Annotated in this window: 16 protein-coding genes and 1 tRNA gene; 4 read left to right on the forward strand and 13 right to left on the reverse strand. The window is 47.2% G+C overall.

Annotated elements, in window-relative coordinates; all coding sequences use genetic code 11:
* Positions 1–66: 66 nt before the first annotated feature.
* The 8 genes from truB to AAAA73_RS16315 form a co-directional block, all read right to left on the reverse strand.
* A complete protein-coding gene (gene truB, locus AAAA73_RS16280; protein ID WP_340599552.1) occupies positions 67–1,020 on the reverse strand; it encodes a tRNA pseudouridine(55) synthase TruB in 954 nt (317 codons plus the stop codon).
* Entirely contained in the window at positions 1,010–1,411 is a 402-nt protein-coding gene (gene rbfA, locus AAAA73_RS16285) for a 30S ribosome-binding factor RbfA (protein WP_340599553.1), read from the reverse strand. The genes truB and rbfA overlap by 11 nt, the downstream gene beginning before the upstream one ends.
* Positions 1,411–4,332 carry a translation initiation factor IF-2 gene (infB, locus tag AAAA73_RS16290; protein ID WP_340599554.1) on the reverse strand — a complete coding sequence of 974 codons (2,922 nt, stop codon included), beginning with the start codon at positions 4,330–4,332 and terminating at the stop codon, positions 1,411–1,413. The genes rbfA and infB overlap by 1 nt, the downstream gene beginning before the upstream one ends.
* Before the next feature lie 37 nt (positions 4,333–4,369).
* Positions 4,370–5,767, reverse strand: a complete 1,398-nt coding sequence (nusA, locus tag AAAA73_RS16295; RefSeq protein WP_340599555.1) for a transcription termination factor NusA — start codon at positions 5,765–5,767, stop codon at positions 4,370–4,372.
* A 12-nt stretch (positions 5,768–5,779) separates the two neighbouring features.
* Positions 5,780–6,304: a ribosome maturation factor RimP gene (rimP, locus tag AAAA73_RS16300; protein ID WP_340599556.1), complete on the reverse strand. Its 525-nt coding sequence runs from the start codon at positions 6,302–6,304 to the stop codon at positions 5,780–5,782.
* A 292-nt stretch (positions 6,305–6,596) separates the two neighbouring features.
* Positions 6,597–7,034, reverse strand: coding sequence for a GNAT family N-acetyltransferase (locus AAAA73_RS16305; RefSeq protein ID WP_340599557.1), 438 nt, complete (start codon positions 7,032–7,034; stop codon positions 6,597–6,599).
* Between the two features lie 7 nt (positions 7,035–7,041).
* Positions 7,042–7,668 carry a hypothetical protein gene (locus AAAA73_RS16310; RefSeq protein ID WP_340599558.1) on the reverse strand — a complete coding sequence of 209 codons (627 nt, stop codon included), beginning with the start codon at positions 7,666–7,668 and terminating at the stop codon, positions 7,042–7,044.
* A 95-nt stretch (positions 7,669–7,763) separates the two neighbouring features.
* Entirely contained in the window at positions 7,764–8,960 is a 1,197-nt protein-coding gene (locus AAAA73_RS16315) for a hypothetical protein (RefSeq protein ID WP_340599559.1), read from the reverse strand.
* Between the two features lie 329 nt (positions 8,961–9,289).
* On the opposite strand from AAAA73_RS16315, the gene AAAA73_RS16320 reads away from it, so the two are divergent.
* A tRNA-Leu gene (locus AAAA73_RS16320) sits at positions 9,290–9,371 on the forward strand.
* Between the two features lie 448 nt (positions 9,372–9,819).
* On the opposite strand, the gene AAAA73_RS16325 is transcribed toward AAAA73_RS16320, so the two are convergent.
* Complete coding sequence (locus tag AAAA73_RS16325; RefSeq protein ID WP_340599560.1) at positions 9,820–10,692, reverse strand: PAN domain-containing protein; 873 nt, start codon at positions 10,690–10,692, stop codon at positions 9,820–9,822.
* 191 nt (positions 10,693–10,883) lie between these two features.
* Here AAAA73_RS16325 and AAAA73_RS16330 point away from each other — a divergent pair, with 191 nt between their 5' ends.
* Positions 10,884–11,687, forward strand: coding sequence for a DUF4423 domain-containing protein (locus AAAA73_RS16330; protein ID WP_340599561.1), 804 nt, complete (start codon positions 10,884–10,886; stop codon positions 11,685–11,687).
* A 12-nt stretch (positions 11,688–11,699) separates the two neighbouring features.
* On the opposite strand, the gene AAAA73_RS16335 is transcribed toward AAAA73_RS16330, so the two are convergent.
* The 3 genes from AAAA73_RS16335 to AAAA73_RS16345 form a co-directional block, all read right to left on the reverse strand.
* The gene (locus tag AAAA73_RS16335) at positions 11,700–12,182 is read right to left on the reverse strand and encodes a hypothetical protein (RefSeq protein WP_340599562.1); all 483 of its coding nucleotides are present in this window, start codon (positions 12,180–12,182) and stop codon (positions 11,700–11,702) included.
* Positions 12,183–12,275: 93 nt separating this feature from the next.
* On the reverse strand, positions 12,276–12,683 hold the full coding sequence (locus AAAA73_RS16340) for a VOC family protein (RefSeq protein ID WP_340599563.1): 408 nt from the start codon (positions 12,681–12,683) through the stop codon (positions 12,276–12,278).
* 68 nt (positions 12,684–12,751) lie between these two features.
* Positions 12,752–14,095, reverse strand: coding sequence for an MFS transporter (locus AAAA73_RS16345; protein WP_340599564.1), 1,344 nt, complete (start codon positions 14,093–14,095; stop codon positions 12,752–12,754).
* Between the two features lie 28 nt (positions 14,096–14,123).
* On the opposite strand from AAAA73_RS16345, the gene AAAA73_RS16350 reads away from it, so the two are divergent.
* Positions 14,124–15,266 carry a DcaP family trimeric outer membrane transporter gene (locus AAAA73_RS16350; RefSeq protein ID WP_340599565.1) on the forward strand — a complete coding sequence of 381 codons (1,143 nt, stop codon included), beginning with the start codon at positions 14,124–14,126 and terminating at the stop codon, positions 15,264–15,266.
* A gap of 3 nt (positions 15,267–15,269) precedes the next feature.
* On the opposite strand, the gene AAAA73_RS16355 is transcribed toward AAAA73_RS16350, so the two are convergent.
* Positions 15,270–16,547, reverse strand: a complete 1,278-nt coding sequence (locus AAAA73_RS16355; protein ID WP_340599566.1) for a sensor histidine kinase — start codon at positions 16,545–16,547, stop codon at positions 15,270–15,272.
* Between the two features lie 243 nt (positions 16,548–16,790).
* Between AAAA73_RS16355 and AAAA73_RS16360 the strand changes: the two genes are divergently transcribed.
* The gene (locus tag AAAA73_RS16360) at positions 16,791–18,533 is read left to right on the forward strand and encodes an alpha/beta hydrolase (protein ID WP_340599567.1); all 1,743 of its coding nucleotides are present in this window, start codon (positions 16,791–16,793) and stop codon (positions 18,531–18,533) included.

The raw sequence follows: 18,533 nt of genomic DNA on the forward strand, positions 1-18,533 counted from the left end.
GGTTTGGTAAGGTTCTATCCGACCCCGAATGCGGGGTCAAGTAGTGAAAATAACTAAAAAATTGGGTCAGTACTTAAAGACCCGCTTTAAGACAAACCCGCGGCCCGGCTCCAGCCCCACAATGGCTAAAAGCTTCCCGGAATCCAGCGACAGGATCTGTACATATTGGTCTTCTTCGGGCTTAAAAACCGCTATAAGCTGGCTGCGCAGGTCATGACTGATCTGCCCATTGCCCAAAAGAACCTGATCCTGCCCCTTAACTCGAATACGCTTTACCATCGGCAAGGCCGCTTCCATCGCAACAAAAGCCCCCGAAAGAGTGTCCTTTTTTACACACTCCTCGATAGCCTCCAAGGTCATGGCCTGCTCCAAATAATAGGGAGCCGAATAAGTCCGGCGGAGCCCACTCATCGCTGCACCACATCCTAACGCGTTCCCCAGCAGGTCGACCCAAGTGCGGATATAGCTGCCTTTTGAGCAGCGCAGGTCAAACTCAGCCCAATCAGTCCCCATCCCTAAGAATTTGATATCCCAGAAGTTCATGACCTTTTTAGGGATCACCACGTCTTTATCCTGGCGGGCATATTCATAGAGCTTTTTACCCTGCACCTTAATGGCCGAGTAAATCGGAACTTCAACTTCCATCTCGCCCTGAAGTTTCATGGCTTCAGCTAGCAAGCTGGCTTCATTTATATCCACCGGATGCGTTTCAAGAACTTCCCCTGTCGTATCCAAGGTGTCGGTACGAAGACCGAATTGAATACGCACGCGGTAACCTTTGTCACCTTCAAGAATGTATTGGGAAAGCTTGGTTGCTTCATTGATCAAACAGGCCATCAAGCCCGACGCCATTGGATCCAAAGTGCCGGAGTGACCGACAGACTTTGTGCCCATGATGCGACGGAGGCGTGAAACCACGTCGTGACTGGAAATGCCCGATGGTTTATCGACCAGCAATAAGCCATCAAACGGGACAGGGTCCCGCTTAGGCGGTCTATTATTTTCAGAATTATTCGTCATCAGATTCGGATTCGTCTTTGGGATTCTTGGCTTTTCGTTCAGCCTCAAGATCAGAGATAATGCGCTCCACTTTCAAAACCTGTTCTGTCGTATGATCCGGATAGAACTTTAATTTTGGGCAGTAACGCATCTTTAATTCTTTACCGATATAGTTTTGGATTTCGAATGCGCGCTCTTGCAAAAGTTCAATCGCTTGTTCTTGATCCGCTTCAGAACCAAGAACGCTGATGTAAACTCTTGCCGCACGCAAATCCGCTGGCATCTTTACAGAAGCCACCGTTACCAAACCTGGTAACGGCATTTTGAAACCTCTAATTAAAAATTGAGCAATGGTCGCTTGAATTTGACGCTCAACTTGCGCGACCCTGCGGCCATCACCCACATTTTTCATTAAAGACCCAACTCTCTGGCAACTTCTTTTTTAATGAAAGCTTCCATCATATCGCCGATTTTAACGTCATTGTAGTTTTCAATGCCGATACCGCATTCGTAGCCTTGTGCCACTTCTTTAGCATCGTCTTTGAAACGTTTAAGCGATGAGATTTTGCCTTCGTAAATGATCTTATCCTGACGAAGTAGACGGATCGAGTTGTTACGTTGAACTTTACCATCAAGTACGAAGCAACCAGCGATCGCTCCGATTTTAGGTACGTTGAACACGTTACGAACTTCCGCACGACCCATAACTTCTTCAACCATATCTGGAGTAAGAAGACCGGACATAGCGGCTTTCATTTGATCAATCAATTCGTACACGATCGAGTAAGTTCTGATGTCCACGCCCAATTGTTTCGCTTTAGCTTGTGCGCCCAAGTCAGGACGTACGTTGAAGCCCAAAACGATACCTTTGGAAGTATTCGCCAAAGTTACGTCATTCTCGTTGATACCACCGACAGCGGCGTGGATCACACGCACTTTAACTTCCGGAGTTACCAATTTACCAAGCATGCCGTTGATGGCCTCAAGAGAACCATGAACGTCTGCTTTCAAGATGATCGCAAGTTCTTTCACATCGCCTGATTTAACTTTAGAGAAGATCTCGTCCAAAGACATTTTTTGAGCAGGAACATTCGCCGCTTTCGCTGCTTGTTCTTTTCTCAATGTAGACATCTCTTCAGCCGTTTTTTCATCAATAACGATGTCAAACTTATCACCCGCAGCTGGAACACCATCAAGACCCAAGACTTCCACTGGAAGACCCGGACCGACAGATTCAACTCTTACGCCTTTATCATTCGTCAAAGAACGAACGCGGCCTTTCATTGTTCCTGCAACAAGGTACTGACCAACTGCCACAGTTCCGTCTTTAACCAGAAGTGTTGCAACAGGCCCTTTGCCTTTTTCCATTTTCGCTTCGATCACAAGACCTGTGCCCGAACGTTTAGGATTGGCTTTCAATTCACCCACTTCAGCAAGCAACTTGATTTGTTCAAGAAGCTCTTTCAAGCCGGTTTTCTTAAGTGCTGAAACTTCCACGAAGATCGTGTTACCACCCCATTCTTCCGGGACGATTTCAAGTTCAGTCAATTGTTGTTTGATACGATCCGGATTTGCACCCGGTTTATCCATCTTATTCACAGCCACGATAATAGGTACGCCTGCTGCTTTCGCATGGTTAATAGATTCTTGCGTTTGCGGCATCATACCGTCATCCGCAGCTACCACGATAACCGCGATATCTGTCGCGTTCGCACCACGAGTACGCATTGCCGTGAAGGCTTCGTGACCCGGAGTATCCAGGAACGTGATCAAAGAACCATCTTCAATTTTTACAGAATATGCACCGATGTGCTGAGTGATACCGCCGGCTTCGCCTTTGGCAACGTCAGCATTGCGGATAGCATCCAACAAAGATGTTTTACCATGGTCAACGTGACCCATGATTGTAACAACCGGTGGACGAGTGATTTTGTCTGCATCCAATTCACCGAATGCAGTCTCAGTCGCAACGTCATCAGCTGTTTTGAATACGTTTTGTGCTTCCCAACCGAATTCAGGCACGATCAACGCGATCGTATCGAAATCCAAGTCAGTGTTCATGTTCGCCATCACACCATTCGTCATCAAAACTTTAACCAATTGCGGAGCTTTTAGGCCCATCGCCATCGCCAAGTCTGTCAGCTTCATGGAATTGTTCACTTTAACTACGCGCTTATGGGCAGCAGCTTTAGTGATTTGAGTTTTTTGACCTTGCTCCGTAACGATCTTCTTCTTTTTAGGTTGGAAGACCATTTCGCGCTTACGGAAATCAACGGCGTTGAAGCTCTTGATTTCTTCTTCTTTTTCTTTCTCACGAGCATTTTGACCCGCACCGAAAGCTGGTGGAGCCGCCGGAACAGGACCGCCAAAGCGCTTACGCTTGTCAAAGTCTTTATTCTGGAAGTGCCCAGCACCCTCTGCTGGTGGCATTTCCGGTGGAGCCTGTTGCGCTACAAACCCTGGACGGATATTGCGCGTTGGCGCACCACCCGCTGGACGATTGAAACCACCCGGACGAGGACCTGTGAAAGATGCACTTGCACCACCACCTGAACGCGGCTGGAATCCACCTTGTGGGCGATCACCTTGCTGGCGTGGAGGAGCTTGTGTTTGAACGCGGGATAGATCCATACGTCCAATGATGTTTCTTTTCGGCGCAGATGCTGGAGTGGAAGAACTTGCAACACCGCTTGTTCCCACAACAACTTCCTTCTTACGAGCCGCCGGAGCTTGTGGCGCCGGAGCCGCTGCTGCTGCCGGAGCTGCAGGTGCGGCCGCAGGTGCTTCTGTTTTCACAGGAGCCGGAGCCTCAACCTTCGCTTCAGCAACAGGTGCAACCGGAGTCGACTCTTGTTTTGCGACAAGCTTTTCCTCAACAACTGCCGGAGTTGGCTCTACCGCCTCTTCCTTGGCAACTGCTGCAGGTTTTTTAACTACAACACGAGTTGTTTTAGAAGCTTCTGTTTCCGCTTCCTCTTCAACGTCGGGTTTGGAAATAACTTTTGCTTTCGCTTCAACTGGAGCCGCTTCCTCTTTCGTCTTACGACGAATGACTTTAGCTGGAGCTGCTGCTGCTGCAGCCGCCTCAGCTTCCGCCGCTGCTGCCGCTACTTTTTTAGCTGGCGCTTTGCGAGTTGCTGCTTTTTTGGGTTTAGCTTCTTCAGCCGGCTTATCGCCACCACCCAACTTAATTTTAATCTGCTCAAGAACCTGTGGATCCAACTCCGCCATATGACTCTTAATAGGCAAATTCCACTCGCGGATTTTGTCCATCAAGGCCAACGGGGTCATCCCGATTTCTTTTGCAAATTCAAAAACTTTTGGATTACTCACTCAGTCTCCCTGTGTAGTAACTGTATCTTTAAAAAATCTATTCTTCTTCAGCTTCTTGAGAGTTCAATTTCTGCAACTCTTGCTTCAACAATGCATCGGCTTGTGCCTTGGCAGACCCACCAGCTTTTGTCTCTTTTGCAGCAGATGGAGCTGTTGGAACCGGAGTGCCTTCAGACTCATACTTTTTAAGCAAAGCGTTTGCTTCGTTAGAAAGTTTTTCTGCCTTTTCAGGATCATCGTAACCTGGGATCGTCATCAATTCCTGTACGCTCGCCTGAGCTACAGATTGGAATGAACCGAAGCCGGATTGGAAGATGTTTTGTGCCATAGTTTCGTTCATACCCGGGATCAACATCAAATTGAAGATGGATTCCGCTGTACGAGAAGCCGCTGAAGACTCAGAAATGATGTCCAATTTCCAAGTTGTCAATTTAGCTGCCAAGCGAACGTTTTGACCACGTTTACCGATTGCCAATGACAATTGAGAGTCTGGAACAACGATTTCCATTTCACGATTTGTATCATCAAGGAATACGCGGGAGATTTCAGCCGGAGCCAAAGCGTTCACCGCGAAACGAGTGATATCCTCGTCCCAAGGAACGATATCGATTTTCTCACCACGAAGTTCCTGTACGATGTTTTGTACACGGGAACCCTTCATACCAACGCAAGCCCCTACTGGATCTACAGTGGAGTCATTGGAACGAACTGCGATTTTAGCACGTTGGCCTGGCTCACGAGCCGCCGCCATGATCTCAACCACACCGTCATAAATCTCTGGAACTTCCATTTCGAAAAGTTTCATCAAGTAACGCTCGTCTGCACGAGACATGATGATCTGAGGACCACGAGTGGTTTGACGAACTTCAGACAAGTAACCTTGAATACGGTCACCTGGTTTGTATTGCTCACCTGGGATTTGTTCACGAGGCGGGATGTATGCCTCAGAACGGCCCAAATCGACAACGATCGCGCCTTTTTCAACACGACGAGCGATACCGGAAGCGATTTCGCCTTTGCGCTCTTCGAATTCAGTAAAGATGATGGAGCGTTCAGCATCACGCACTTTTTGCATGATGATTTGTTTCGCTGTTTGCGCAGCGATACGGCCCAAATCAGAAGCTTCCAATTTGATACCGATAGAATCGTCCATTTGAACGTTTGGATCCAATTTAACTGCGTCGTCGTAAGTAATCTCTACTTCTTCGTCGACGAATTTTTCACGAGGAACTACTTCTTTGAACTCAAACAATTCAACTTCGCCAGTCTCTTCATTGTATGCCGCTTCGATTTCACGGTAAGTACCGTACTTTTTACGGGCTGCTACAAGCATACCTTGAGTGATTGCATCGATAACGACCTGTTTGTCGATACCTTTGTCTTTACCAACTTGCTCAATCACTTTGGAAAGATCTGAAAACATATTTTCAGCCATGGCTCATCCTCTCTACTTTTTTTGACCTTTAGTAACTTCAAATAAAACTTTAGCTTTTTCGATCATCGCGTACGGGATTTTGATCTCGACGTCTTTGACCACGAAACGCACACCTTGATCGTCAGCGGACTCAATAACTTCCTCGACGGTCTTAACGGCCTTCCATTTTTTATCTGTCACACCCATGCTCTCTAAAGATTTGGATGTTTTCAGATATACTTTTTTGCCCACGGCTTTTTGAAAATGCCATGGTTTCACCAGATGACGTTCCAAACCCGGACTGGAAACTTCCAACGCGTAAGCCGCACCCGGGATGATGTCCTCATCCTTTTCCAACACTTCGTTCAATGCCTTGGAGACATTCGAGCAATCTTCAAGACTGATCCCGCCTTCGTCTTCCTTATCAATGAACAAACGCAAAGTACGCCCTTTGCCCATGCCTACGAACTCAATATCGTAAAGCAGGCAGCCATTTGCTTTGGCAGCATCATTTGCGATTTTTTCTACTTGATCTAACCAAGAGGGTCTCTCAGACATCTCTTCACTTCCTTTAACTTCAGCCCACCAACCCCGTACGGGTGGTTTCAGCTTACTAATGAAGTGACTCCTGCTAAAAGCCGTTGGGAAATATCCAACTGGGCCTGCAGCGTGTACCTGCTCAAACGCTTAAAGCGTATCTGGCATGCACATCCCGTTTTGTCCGAGGAACTCAAAAAGAATTCAGTGGCAAAAAAAAATGGGCCTGTAGGGCCCATCGAACGTCCTTAAACTAGCAAAAAAATCGAACCAGTGCAAGGACTTATCTGGTCCAAGGTCAGCAGCAGCCCATTCAGGGACAGGAATAAAGCAAAGCCGTGGCCCCATCCTTATAATAGCGAGGACGTCGCCCATTCAATTTAAACCCGAGCTTTTCATACAATTTTTGCGCTGATTCATTGTTTTCATGCACTTCCAACCACAGCTCACGACCCTGACCCTTTGCAGCAATCATATAGCCAATTAGCTTTTCCATCAGTCCGCGGCGCTGAAATTGAGGATGCGTCGCCACCAAAGAAATCTCCCAAGCGCCTGGTACTTCCCGGTACAAAACAAACCCAGCCAACTCCTCACCCTCAAAAATCCCCACGCCCTCTGCCGTGGCCATCTCGGCCCCCAGCATATCCGCCGGCCAATAAAACTGCGGGAGCAATCCCGCCTGGGCGTGAATAGCCTCCACCAAGGCCCGCATTGCTGGTTTATGAGGTGTATATAAAGATTCGATTTTCATGATCGCCCTAGATAAAGTTTCTGACCTTGTATTTGCGCTTCATCAACTCAAACCATGCGCGCAAACGCTCTTCCAGCTGTTGCTGTCCCAGGAAAGTTTTGATGCTGTCACGGATCTCCGCGAACGGTGTGCTGCCGAATTTGCTGCGATTCTTTTGATAGTACTCGTAGGCATCGACGTTGGAAACAATCCCCGCCATGGAGCCGGTTTTAAACTTCATAAAACTTTTCGCCACAAGCTTGCGATCCGTGAACCTTTTCACTTCGGCTGCCGTTGGTTGAAGCTGATTCCAATAGGTTTTACCAGAGGCGGTTCTTTCCACTTTGACTATCGCCTCATCCAACTCCGCCACAGAGGCTGTACCGACATTGAAAGTCGCAGCTTCCATGGCCACCACGGCCTCCAACAGGACAGCGGTCACGTGATTGCGGAACTCCTTGGATTCAGGCCCGGTTTCCATCAATGCAGTCGATTTTTTATCTTTGGGAGGAAAAAGAATGTGATCAATCACCGTCGTGATTTGCACTTCACGGCTGGTGATCACATAGTCCCCGACCTGCCCCACGGTTTCAGAAACCACATTGGCAGCCAAGGCTGGTACGGCAAAAAACAGGGAAAGGATCAGGATGCGCATGGACTTATTGTACCGAAGCGCCGGGCTTTGTCCAAAAAAAAAGCGGAGCCCCATTACAGGACTCCGCCACCACTGAGAGATATTTTCGGAAAATACTAGAAATTCATGCGACCGGAAACTGTCATTACGTAGTATTGCAGTTTTTCGATCGGATTCGTGTTGTTATATTCGTTCCACGCAGAGTTGTAGTTGCTGCCGTAGTTAATACGGCTGGAAAGATTCCACATATATCTGAAGTCCAAACCAATAGAGTACTTCGGAGAGAACTCTAGGTCAGCACCCACCAACGCACCAAAGTCTACTGCATGTGAATTCACATCAGAGTTTGAGTTGTTGTATGAGTTCATGTAAGCGTAGCTGTTTTTCATTTCGTAAGTTCTGTAAGAGTAAGCCGCGATACCACCGATTACTGGCTTCACGATACCATCAAAGAACTGGATTTTAGCTGCCAACGCACCTGTGTATTGATTCACATCAACGCCATTTTGGTTGTTATAGATATTGCCATACCAATTTTGGTTCACGGAGTAGTTCGAGTAAAGGAAAGAACCCTCGATGATGAAACCATCAACTTTGCTACCAAACGCTACACCAAGAGCATAGTTGCCCTTAACGTTGGAAACATCTGGATAGTCACCCATACCAACTAGACCGGAAACGTATTTGCTACGAACTGGCTCTTCTGGTTTGTTTTTTTCCAAAGATGCTGCCATTTCCTGGCGAACGATTTCGCGAGTTGCAGAATCATCAGTCACTTGTTTTTCAACGATAATAGGAGCCGGAGCCGCTACGGGTGCCACCACTACTGGAGCTACCGGTTGCTGAACTGGAACCTGTTGCGCTTGATTTAGATTGTTGAATTTATCACCGAACAATACGTCAGCACGGCGTTTTTCATCTTCCATGCGGGATTGCTCAAGTTTTTCCACGATTTTTTGTTCAGTTTGAACTTCAGCATCCTGACGGCTCTTACGGATGGATTCCGCACGAGACTCCGCCAATGGAGAAGCTTCAATAACAGTCGTAGGCTGTTTTTGAACCTGCTGAGTCGCCGCAGTGGCCTGAGCCGCCTGAGCTGGGGAGTTAATAATATAGATAGGTTGTGGCTTAACCGTTTGCACTTCACCTTGTGCTGCCGCTGGCAACGCAGTTTGTGTGCTTACAACCTGTGGTGTCGTCTGCTTGGAATACATAGCATCCAATTCAGCATCAACATCACCTTCTAGGGATTGAGCTAACGCAAATACTGGCGCCATGCTCAAAGCCGCAAGGACATAGAAATACTTTTTCATACAGTCTCCTCAGTGTGGTTTCTTGGAACCTTTTTTAATCGAAACCCTGTAAAGCAAGGCCAGTGCCAACAGGGACGGATTTCGGCCTCATCGTGTAAACTATTGAAATCTTGGGATTTAGGGCCTCAAAGCAGTCCGGGTTTGTTTGCCGGGTTGAATAAAGAAGTGACAACTCTTAGAGCGGTTCCTGAAATCCTTTCAAACTGGGGTCATTTTGGCCAGGGGTGGCAAACCCGCTGAAAAAGAGGGCAAAAACGCAGAAAAATTAGGGCTTTTTAAAAAATATGTTGAGGATGAAGGCCATCTAATATTACAAAGATCACCTCACTGCGGGTGTGGTGAAATGGTAGACACAGAAGATTCAAAATCTTCCGCGAAAGCATGGGGGTTCAAGTCCCTCCACCCGCACCAAATCTTCTTCGGAAGTAATAAATCAAGCTGACCTTCGAGTCGGCTTTTTTTATGCCCAAAATCTGCCGGCAATGTGGCGGCGGGCGTAGTTCCTCTCGCCAAAAATAGCGAAGGCACTGATTTTAAGTCAGTGCCATTCTATAGTGACTCTATCAAGAATGCAGGGCTCCCCGCCCGAATGGGGCTAACCAAGACTACTCCGTCGCGCTGCCGCACCCGTAGCGGGTGTGGATATAAGAATAGCCACAACACAAATATCTATTGGGTCGAAACGGATCAAAAAAAACCCACTTCATGACCAGCGAGGCGGCTGCCTTTTTGAAGATACCATAAAGACCGGGATGAAGCCTCTCGCCAAAAACAGCGAAGGCACTGATTTTAAGTCAGTGCCTTTTGATAGTGATTCTGTCTAAGTCTCAAGTGATTACGATTCAACTGGGTGATCGGACTACTTCACTCCACTAATGGATCCGAGTTCCCACTTCTTGCCGCCAACTTCAGACTTCAAAAAACAAGTATTGGTATTTCGCTGCCAAGTAAAGGCAGCGCATTGCGACTCTTTCACACACTGTTGAGAACAAACATACGGATCATTCGTTGCGAAGGATCGATAGTCGGCACCCATGTACTCCCAGCCACTACGGAAACCGATAGTTTTTAGCGCCGTAATAGCGTCAGTACGCGCTAAAAGTCGGCCCTCGCGGTTCATGATATTCAAACTACATTTTTGCATGTGGTAATAGTAGACGCTCGCAAAGCATCTTGCATCCACATTACAACTGGCAGCGCAGCTACTTTCATCAGAAGATGCCAGCAAAGAATAGCTCTCACCCACAAACTTAAATCCCCGATGAGAGTCCATGAATGTCCCAGAAGTCTTCTGCAAAGAGCCCAGAAGATCGCTGGAGATATTGTAGTAACGATCATCATAGCCGTTCACACTGACAACTTCATGAACAACCAAAATTTGCCTTTGACTGTCAGAAAGAGCCATCCAACGGGCTCTGTTAATCGCGATACGTTTTTCTGTCGGCCAATTTTTCGCATCTTTGCTCAGATTGTTAACCACAAGCTGTTCGTCGGTAGAGATGATATTCAATGAAGGGAGGGACTCAGAGATTTTTCGAACATCAACAACTGAAATTTGTTCCGGAGACGAGCGAAGAGCTGAAAATACGACATTCGCAATAGAAGTAAACTCAGCAACGACACCATCTCCGCCGCCGCCACCACTCATCGTACCGCCAATATCAACAGCGTAAACCGACGACGTAAACGTTCCGAAAAAAAACACTGCTGCTATCAATCGCAAAATGCCCATTTTTATCCTCTTTAGCGGGAGATACTACCCATGGCCTCTTTCAGCCAGCAAAACTTGGTATCCGTGTTGAATGTGAAAGCTTTACTCTTCAATGGGAAGAGAGATAGCCTACCCTCTTGACCATGGCTATACCAATTTAGTAAATAAGTTAAGAAAGTCTTTACCAAGCAGTAAAATTAAATGTGGGGCCTATGGAAGTATTTAACGCTCAAAACTATCGAGACCTCGTTCGCGCGCGCATTGAAAATATGCCCAACCGAGGATATGGCCAACTGGGAAAGCTGGCAGATCATCTCGATGTCAATCAAACCCTCATCAGCCAGGTTCTGTCGGGAAAAAAGGATTTCACTGAGGAGCAGGGAATTCTTTTGGCAAACTTCTTTAGCCTGAACTATTCGGAAACATCTTTTTTGCTTCAATTAATTCGCAAAGAACGAGCTGGAAGTCAGAAGCTTAAAGATTTCTTGGAAAAACAACTCGAACAAGCCAGAAAAGAAGCTTTTAAAGTAAAAAGCCACGTCCAAAAAGAAAAAGATTTATCGCCAGATCAACAGGCGGTCTTTTATTCAAGCTGGATCTACACAGCTGTGCATGGATTAACCGCCATCCCTGCCACACAAACCGTGGAAAGTATCGCAAGCTACCTGGGTGTCTCGCGCGCTCGAATTGCGGATGTCACAAACTGGCTGATCGAAGTAGGACTTTGCAAACAAGTTTCAGGAAAAATTGAAGTCGGACCGAAGGCTACTTTTATTGAAAAGGAATCCCCCCTTTCTGACAAACATCTTTCCAATTGGCATGTGAAAGCACTGGAAGCCATGGTTGAAAAACAGGAAGACGATTTCTTCTTTTCCGCACCGATGACGCTTTCTAAAGAAGACTACTTCGAGCTGCGCAAGGAGCTGGTGCTGCAAATTTCCAAGATCTCAAAGCGTGTGGAAAAAAGCGAATCGCAGATTCTTGTCGCCTTCAATATGGACCTATTTAAGGTTTAATAAACCAGGTAACTACTTTTTAGAGGTCGGGATAAAACGGCTGCCACTTTTGCCAGCGGCCTTGGGCTGACCCTTTTTCATTTTTTTGGGGCGCAAGTCCTCGTCACCAAAATCATCGTCAAAGTCAGTGTCATCTTCAAGCTCAGCATCCGCGGGCTTGGCAACTGCTTTTGGTTTCTTAACCGCAGCAGGTTTTGCTGCAGGGGTCTTCTCTGCCTTTGGAGCAGTTCTTACCGGGCGTTCTTCACGAGGCTTGGCTTTACCAAACGTTTCGATATCTTCCAAACGAATCAAGGACACTTTATTTGCCATGAAGGCTTTCAAACCCTCTTCTGAAAGACCTTTAATTTGTCCGGTGAAACCAAAATGGCCTAATGCTTTGCCTGTGATACGGAACTTAATCCCCGGCTCTTTTTTCAAAAGTTTGTTAATTTCATTCAGATCCGAAGAACCAAGTTCTTGGGCGATAACTTTGATAATATCCGCTAGCTTCATGGGGCACCTTTGATTGTCGACTGCCTATTCTTATATTACTGATCAGGAGTTAGTGCAATTCCCAAAGGCCCACTATGTATTTAGCGCAAAAACCTAAGTAAGGGCGCCATATCCTTGTTCGTTGAATTCAATCAGACAAAACCCATGACCGAAGGGATCTGAAAACATCGCCAATTTGCCATAAGGCTCTTCCTTGGTATCACTTTCAATCCGGGCCCCGTGGGCCAGAACCCTTTGGGAGGCGAGCTCGATATTATCGACGACAAAATCCAGATGAACAGGACTCCAGTGGCGGGAGTAACTTCTCCCCTCCCGGGCGGTTGGAAATGGCAATGTCCCCGCCTGATTCTGAAGGAGGTACACAGGACATGGAAGCCCCAAGAGCTCCACGAATTCAGCATCAAACCTACGGCCCAACCGCAAACCCAACCCTTCCGTGTAGAAGAGAATGGCTTTTTCAATATTATCGACATCAATGTTAACGAGTGCAGTTTTAAGCATGCATAAAGTGTAGTGCGATAGTCAGAAGCTGCAATTTGATTCCTGACAAGCGCCCTGCACTTCAGTGATTACGGTGCGACTTTATCCATATCCATTTTTCGAAGCGCCGGGAATTTCCAGCTCACAAATCCCACCGTCAGCAGACACATCACCGCCCCAAAACAGGCAGCCGGAACCGTCCCCAGGAATTTGGCGGCAACTCCGGATTCAAACTCCCCGACTTCGTTGGAAGAGCCAATGAACATCGAATTCACCGAAGAGATGCGACCGCGCATGTGATCCGGCGACGCCAACTGAACGGCGGTGCTGCGAATCACGACACTGACACTGTCAAACACGCCACTGAATATCAGCGCGAAAATAGACAGATAGAAGTCCTTGCTGACAGCAAAAACCAAAATGCTTAATCCAAATCCAAACACCGCACTTAGCAAATACCTGCCCGCGTTTTTACGGATTGCGAAGCGAGTTAGAATAAATCCCATCACCATCGCGCCCACCGCGGGTGCGGCTCTTAGGATACCCAAGCCCCGTGGTCCGATCTCCAGAATTTCTTTCGCATAGATCGGTAACAAGGCCGTCACTCCGCCGAAGAGGACTGAAATCATATCCAGGGTTAAGGCCGGTAATAAAATCGGATGGCCGAATACAAACTTCACACCGGATTTCAATTCCTCCACCATCGCGCGGGGCTCCCCATCCAGGGCGGGGGCTTCGATTTTCATTTTAATTCCGTAGGTGGCAGCCAGCGCCCCCAAAAGCAGAACAAAAATTACTCCGAAAGAAACCTTCATTCCCATGAAACCAAAAATCAAACCGCCCAATGCCGGTCCCGAGACCCGCGCCACTTGCATGGCAGTACTCATCCACGCCAAAGCCTTGGACAAACCATCTCGCTTGGTCATCTTGGGAAGAATCGCATACATCGAGGGCTGAGAAAATGCACGGGCCGCTCCGGAACATACCGAAGACAAATACAGTGCAAAGATATGCATTCCCGTGCTCCATTGATCACCGAACAATGAGGCCGTCAGCAAAATCCCTGATGCCAACAAGCTGCCTTCCAAAACCCAGCGGTAAACTTTAATCGGACGAGAGCGATCCACAACGTATCCAGCGTATAGCGCCAAACTTAGCGCAGGAATCGCTTCGGCTAGGCCCACCAGTCCCAGAGACAAGGGATCATTGGTGAGCTCGTAAATTCTCCACCCCACCACGACCGCCTGCATTTGCACGGCCAGGGTGAATAGAAAACGAGCGGAAATAAGCTTTTTGAAATCAGAAAGAGCAGAGGATGAGAGCATGTGGATACTTGTACACTGCTTTTCGCCCGCAGGCAATTTGCCAAACACCACATTACAACCTTGATTCTTGTCATTTGGCTGAAGTTTTTGAATTTTACCACCAAGCATACAACTCATACTTTGGGGGACGACAGTCATGAAGAAGTCTGTAGGAACACTTATATTAGGTCTTGTGATGGCAAACTCTGCTTATGCAGATTTTGAAGTCTATGGATTTGCCCAATTGGACTATGTGCAGGATTTCAAAAGAACAGATCCCGATTGGATCAGCACTCTAAGACCTTCAAAAATTCCCACTCAGGACAACCAGTATGGCAGTGATGGACAGGCGATATTAAGTCCCCGTCAAACTCGCTTGGGAGTTCAAGGCAACACCCCTGTTTCCGGAGACAACTTAAAATCACGTATTGAATTCGATTTCTTTGGCGTCGGAAAAGATGCCGGCAAAGTGACGCCTCGCTTGCGTCACGCCTATGGCGAATGGGGCACAGTACTTGTGGGCCAAACTTGGTCAAACTTTATGGATGTTGATGGCTTTCCCAATGTCGTGGATTATTGGGGGCCAACAGGTATGGTCTTTATTCGTACTCCACAAATCAGATACACTCCGATCACTGGAACAACCACTGTTTCCGTGGCGCTTGAGAACCCTTGCGCCGACCTGGATGCTTCGTTGGGTGCCGTCACTATGGATAACAAATATCCGGATCTTTCTGCGAAATATCGCTACAGTCCGGAATGGGGTCACCTGAATGTATCAGGAATAGTTCGTTACCTGGGGTTTGATTCTCCGGGCGCTGCCAACGCGGATCCTAAAGACCACAAGATGGGTTGGGGTGTTAATCTCTCCACGTCTTACGTGATTGGCTCTGCAGACAAATTGATTCTATCTGCAGTCTATGGCGATGGTATTGCAAATTATATGAATGACGGCGGCACCGACCTCGCAGCCGACGGCCCACCGGGTGACTTGCAGGCGAAAGCTGTTCCACTATTAGGATGGGTGGCCTACTTTGATCATCGTTGGAGCGAGATCTGGTCATCATCAATTGGTTTTTCCAAAACCGAAGTCACAAACACCAATTATCAGGCAGCAGACGCTTATAAGTTTGGCGAGTACTCCTCCGTGAATATGCTCTATACGCCTGACAAAAATGTCTTGATGGGAGCGGAGTTCCTGTATGGATTGCGTGAGGATAAAGACGGCGACCGTGGCGAGGACTATCGCGTGCAATTTACGTTTAAATATATTTTTGCAAACAAGTGGGCGAATCTTTAGGGATTAGCTTATTGGAGTTAGCGGAATTTTTAGAACAACCTTTGTGCCCCTTGGATGAGCGGGCACATGTTCTTCCTGGGAGGTGATCATGATACTTCCCCCCATCATCGTCAGATACTCTTTAACCAAAGGCATCCCATAACCGGTGCCTTTCTCCCCTTGCGTTCCCGTGCGCGTGGTGGCCGTGTCCAGACTGAAGATTTTGTTCAGCAGCGTTTCCGGCATACCAATGCCGTAGTCCTGAATTTCTATGACGGCCATGGTTTCTTGAGAATAGGCCCGCAAATCAATGCGCTCCCCTGGAAGAGAAAATTTAACTGCGTTATTAATCAGATTTGCCAATACCACATTGCTTAGAATCGTCTTTTCACTATTCACGACCATTTTATCGCGAGTCAAATCAAGGGCGATTTTAATCCCTTTTTGCGTGGCCAGAGTTTCTGACTTCTCCATCACCTCATTCAAAACAATGGCAATGGATACTGGGTTTAATGGCATCATGGCTTTTCCATCCTTGACGGATTTCAAATGGCGCACCTGGTTCAATAGGTTGTTGATGTCATTCACAGCCCGCTCCATCTTATCCAGTTCCAAAACCATGGGAGCTGCTTGTTCCTGGTCTTCGCGCACCTTGATCAGATTGTAAGTCATGGCTGACAACGTGTTTGCCACGTCATGCAAAAGAACCCGCAAAAGGTTTTCAACGTCCCAGTGTTTTTCCTGCAGTCTTGTCGTGAATTTCTGTTCGCCTTTGATATATAAATGAGTGGTTATGCCGGCAAAAATCAGAAAGGTGCAAACATTGAAACTTTTCTCAAAGTCGTAGTCACCATGGGTGGCGATGATATTCACACCCCCACCCTGCATTTTCAAAATCCAAAACCAGATCATCGCCACAAACACAGAAAAATAACCGTAAACGGCGCCTCGCACCTTTAACAATACCCCTGACACCAACGGAACGGCCGCAAGCCAAAAGATCCCGGGTGCCTCAACGCCTCCGGATAGATACAAAAGATATATCAATAGACCCGAAGCAAGCCCCACACAAGTCAGTGCCGCCGCCGTATAACTTTTGAAATAGTACAGAAACAAAGGTGGCAAAATCGCTGTCGCAATCCACAAAGTGAACAGCATCCCGTTATAGGTGGAAACGTGATATTCGAAATTGAATTTAAGCAGATAGACGCTGGATATTAGCAAACAGATGACGTAGATCATCTTCAGATAAAAGAGTCGTTTTTGTTGAGCTTCCTCAGCTGTGATCTTGAACTCGAACATTCTGGCTGTATTTCCAATTCTTTTCTGTTTATATATCGGCAGAAGGACATTTGTGCGGGAGAGTCATACAAAGTTTTAATATTTGTTGTCTCAACATGAGACCACCTCCGCGACCTAAGTCTCGCGACTCTAATGCGTCCTTTTTATTGGGTTTTCCGCCCACCGCTCCTTGGTCTGCATTGACTGTTGTTTATTTACTGCCTTTTTCAATCCACCTATCCTTTGTTAAACAAAAGGAATTCAATGACCTCTTCAAGAACCTCACTCGAGTTCACCGAGCGAATGGCTGGCCACTATATTTCAAAACCATTTGCCCTTTCCACCAACAGCCCACTTAAAAAATCGGATTTTGAAAACCTGGTGGAGTCACCTTCCCGAGTCCCATTTGAATTCACCCTCACCATCCAAGTTTCTGATTTGGATTCTTTCATCGTCGATCCGCAGTTAGAGGCTGATGCCGTGGGAGAAATCACGGATTTTAAGATTGAAAAAGGTCTGTTCAATCTTTTTGTGCGACCGGAAGCAAGCTCCGCCCTGGATACCGCTAAAGAAATGCACTACACGCTTTTCCTGCGTGATCCTCAGGGGAAGCCATGGACGTTCTTTGGTTTTAAGGAAGTCATTAAAGAAGACTCCTTCGAGATGTGGTCACAGACAACGACACTGTATTACTACCTTTATGAAGGCCACTCTGCCTACAATCCGGGCGAAACCAAGAATGTCAGCGGCGTTGGTATTTTGCACATATCCGTCAGCGACTTTATCAAGCAATTGACCACATTCAAAAGCAACGCTCCAACGCAAATTCAGGAACAGGAGGCGGTTGCCAAGTTTCTGAATGTCTTTGCGAAAAATCTTTGGCAGTCCTATGCGCCGTTTGTGTTCACAACCACCACAGCTCGTTGGAATGAACACTTTTATCCCATGCACACCACCCAGGGTGTCGCCATTGGCGAAAAGACTCTTTATCCTCTGGACACTCCGGATGGTTTGACGATTTCAATTCAGCGCTTCAAAGCCAAAGAAACCAAAAACGTTATTTTGCTGCTTCATGGATTAACCACCTCCACTGACATGTTCATCATGCCCGAGCACCAAAATTTTGTGAACTACCTGCACAGCAACGGATACACCGATGTGTGGTCCCTGGACTGGCGTGGCAGCGGCCGCTTCACTTACAATCTGGGACCTCATCGCTATAATCTGGATGACATTGCCAAAAACGACATCCCCACAGCAGTGGATTTCATTCGCAAACAATGTGGTGAAGACGTAAAAATCCACGTGGTCTGCCACTGTGTGGGCTCCATTTCCTTTATGGCTTCCTTGGCTGCCGGTCATGTCAAAGGCATCACCAGTGTCATTTCAAACAGTGTTTCGCTGACTCCCAAAGTGCGCTGGCAGGCATTTATCAAAATGCTTTTCGGTCCCGACTTGCTGGAATATGTTTTTGGTTATGCTTACATCAGTCCCCGCATGGCTTACTTTCCGGGGCCCGGTTTTGGAAAATGGCTTTATTGGATGGAACGTGGCATCCGTCACGAGTGTAAAGAACCTGCATGTCACCTGGTGAGCTTTATGTGGGGCTGGGGGTATCCAGCGGCCTACGTTCATCGCAACATTCACCCGACCACGCACCGTCGTCTGAAGGATTTATTCGGCGGCACCAGCTTTCATTACTACCGTCACATCAGAAAAATGCTTTTCGCAAAGGCCTCTGTATCTTTTGATAAGTCCAAAAACTATCTGGAGGAAAGCCAAAAAGGAACTCTGCCTCCGACTCTGTTCCTTAGTGGTTCAGACAACAACATCTTCCCGGGCTCAAACAAAATGACCTACGAGGCATTGAAAAATAGCAAGAATGCCGCGCATGTCGAATATCTGGAGGTCCCCGGTTATGGACATCAGGACACCTTCATGGGGCAGTACGCGCACATCGAAGTCTTCCCTAAACTTTTGGCATTCCTGAACAAGCAAAGGGTCTGA

Origin of the sequence: Bdellovibrio sp. GT3 (assembly GCF_037996765.1) — a bacterium.
In the GTDB taxonomy this organism is placed as follows: Bacteria; Bdellovibrionota; Bdellovibrionia; order Bdellovibrionales; family Bdellovibrionaceae; genus Bdellovibrio.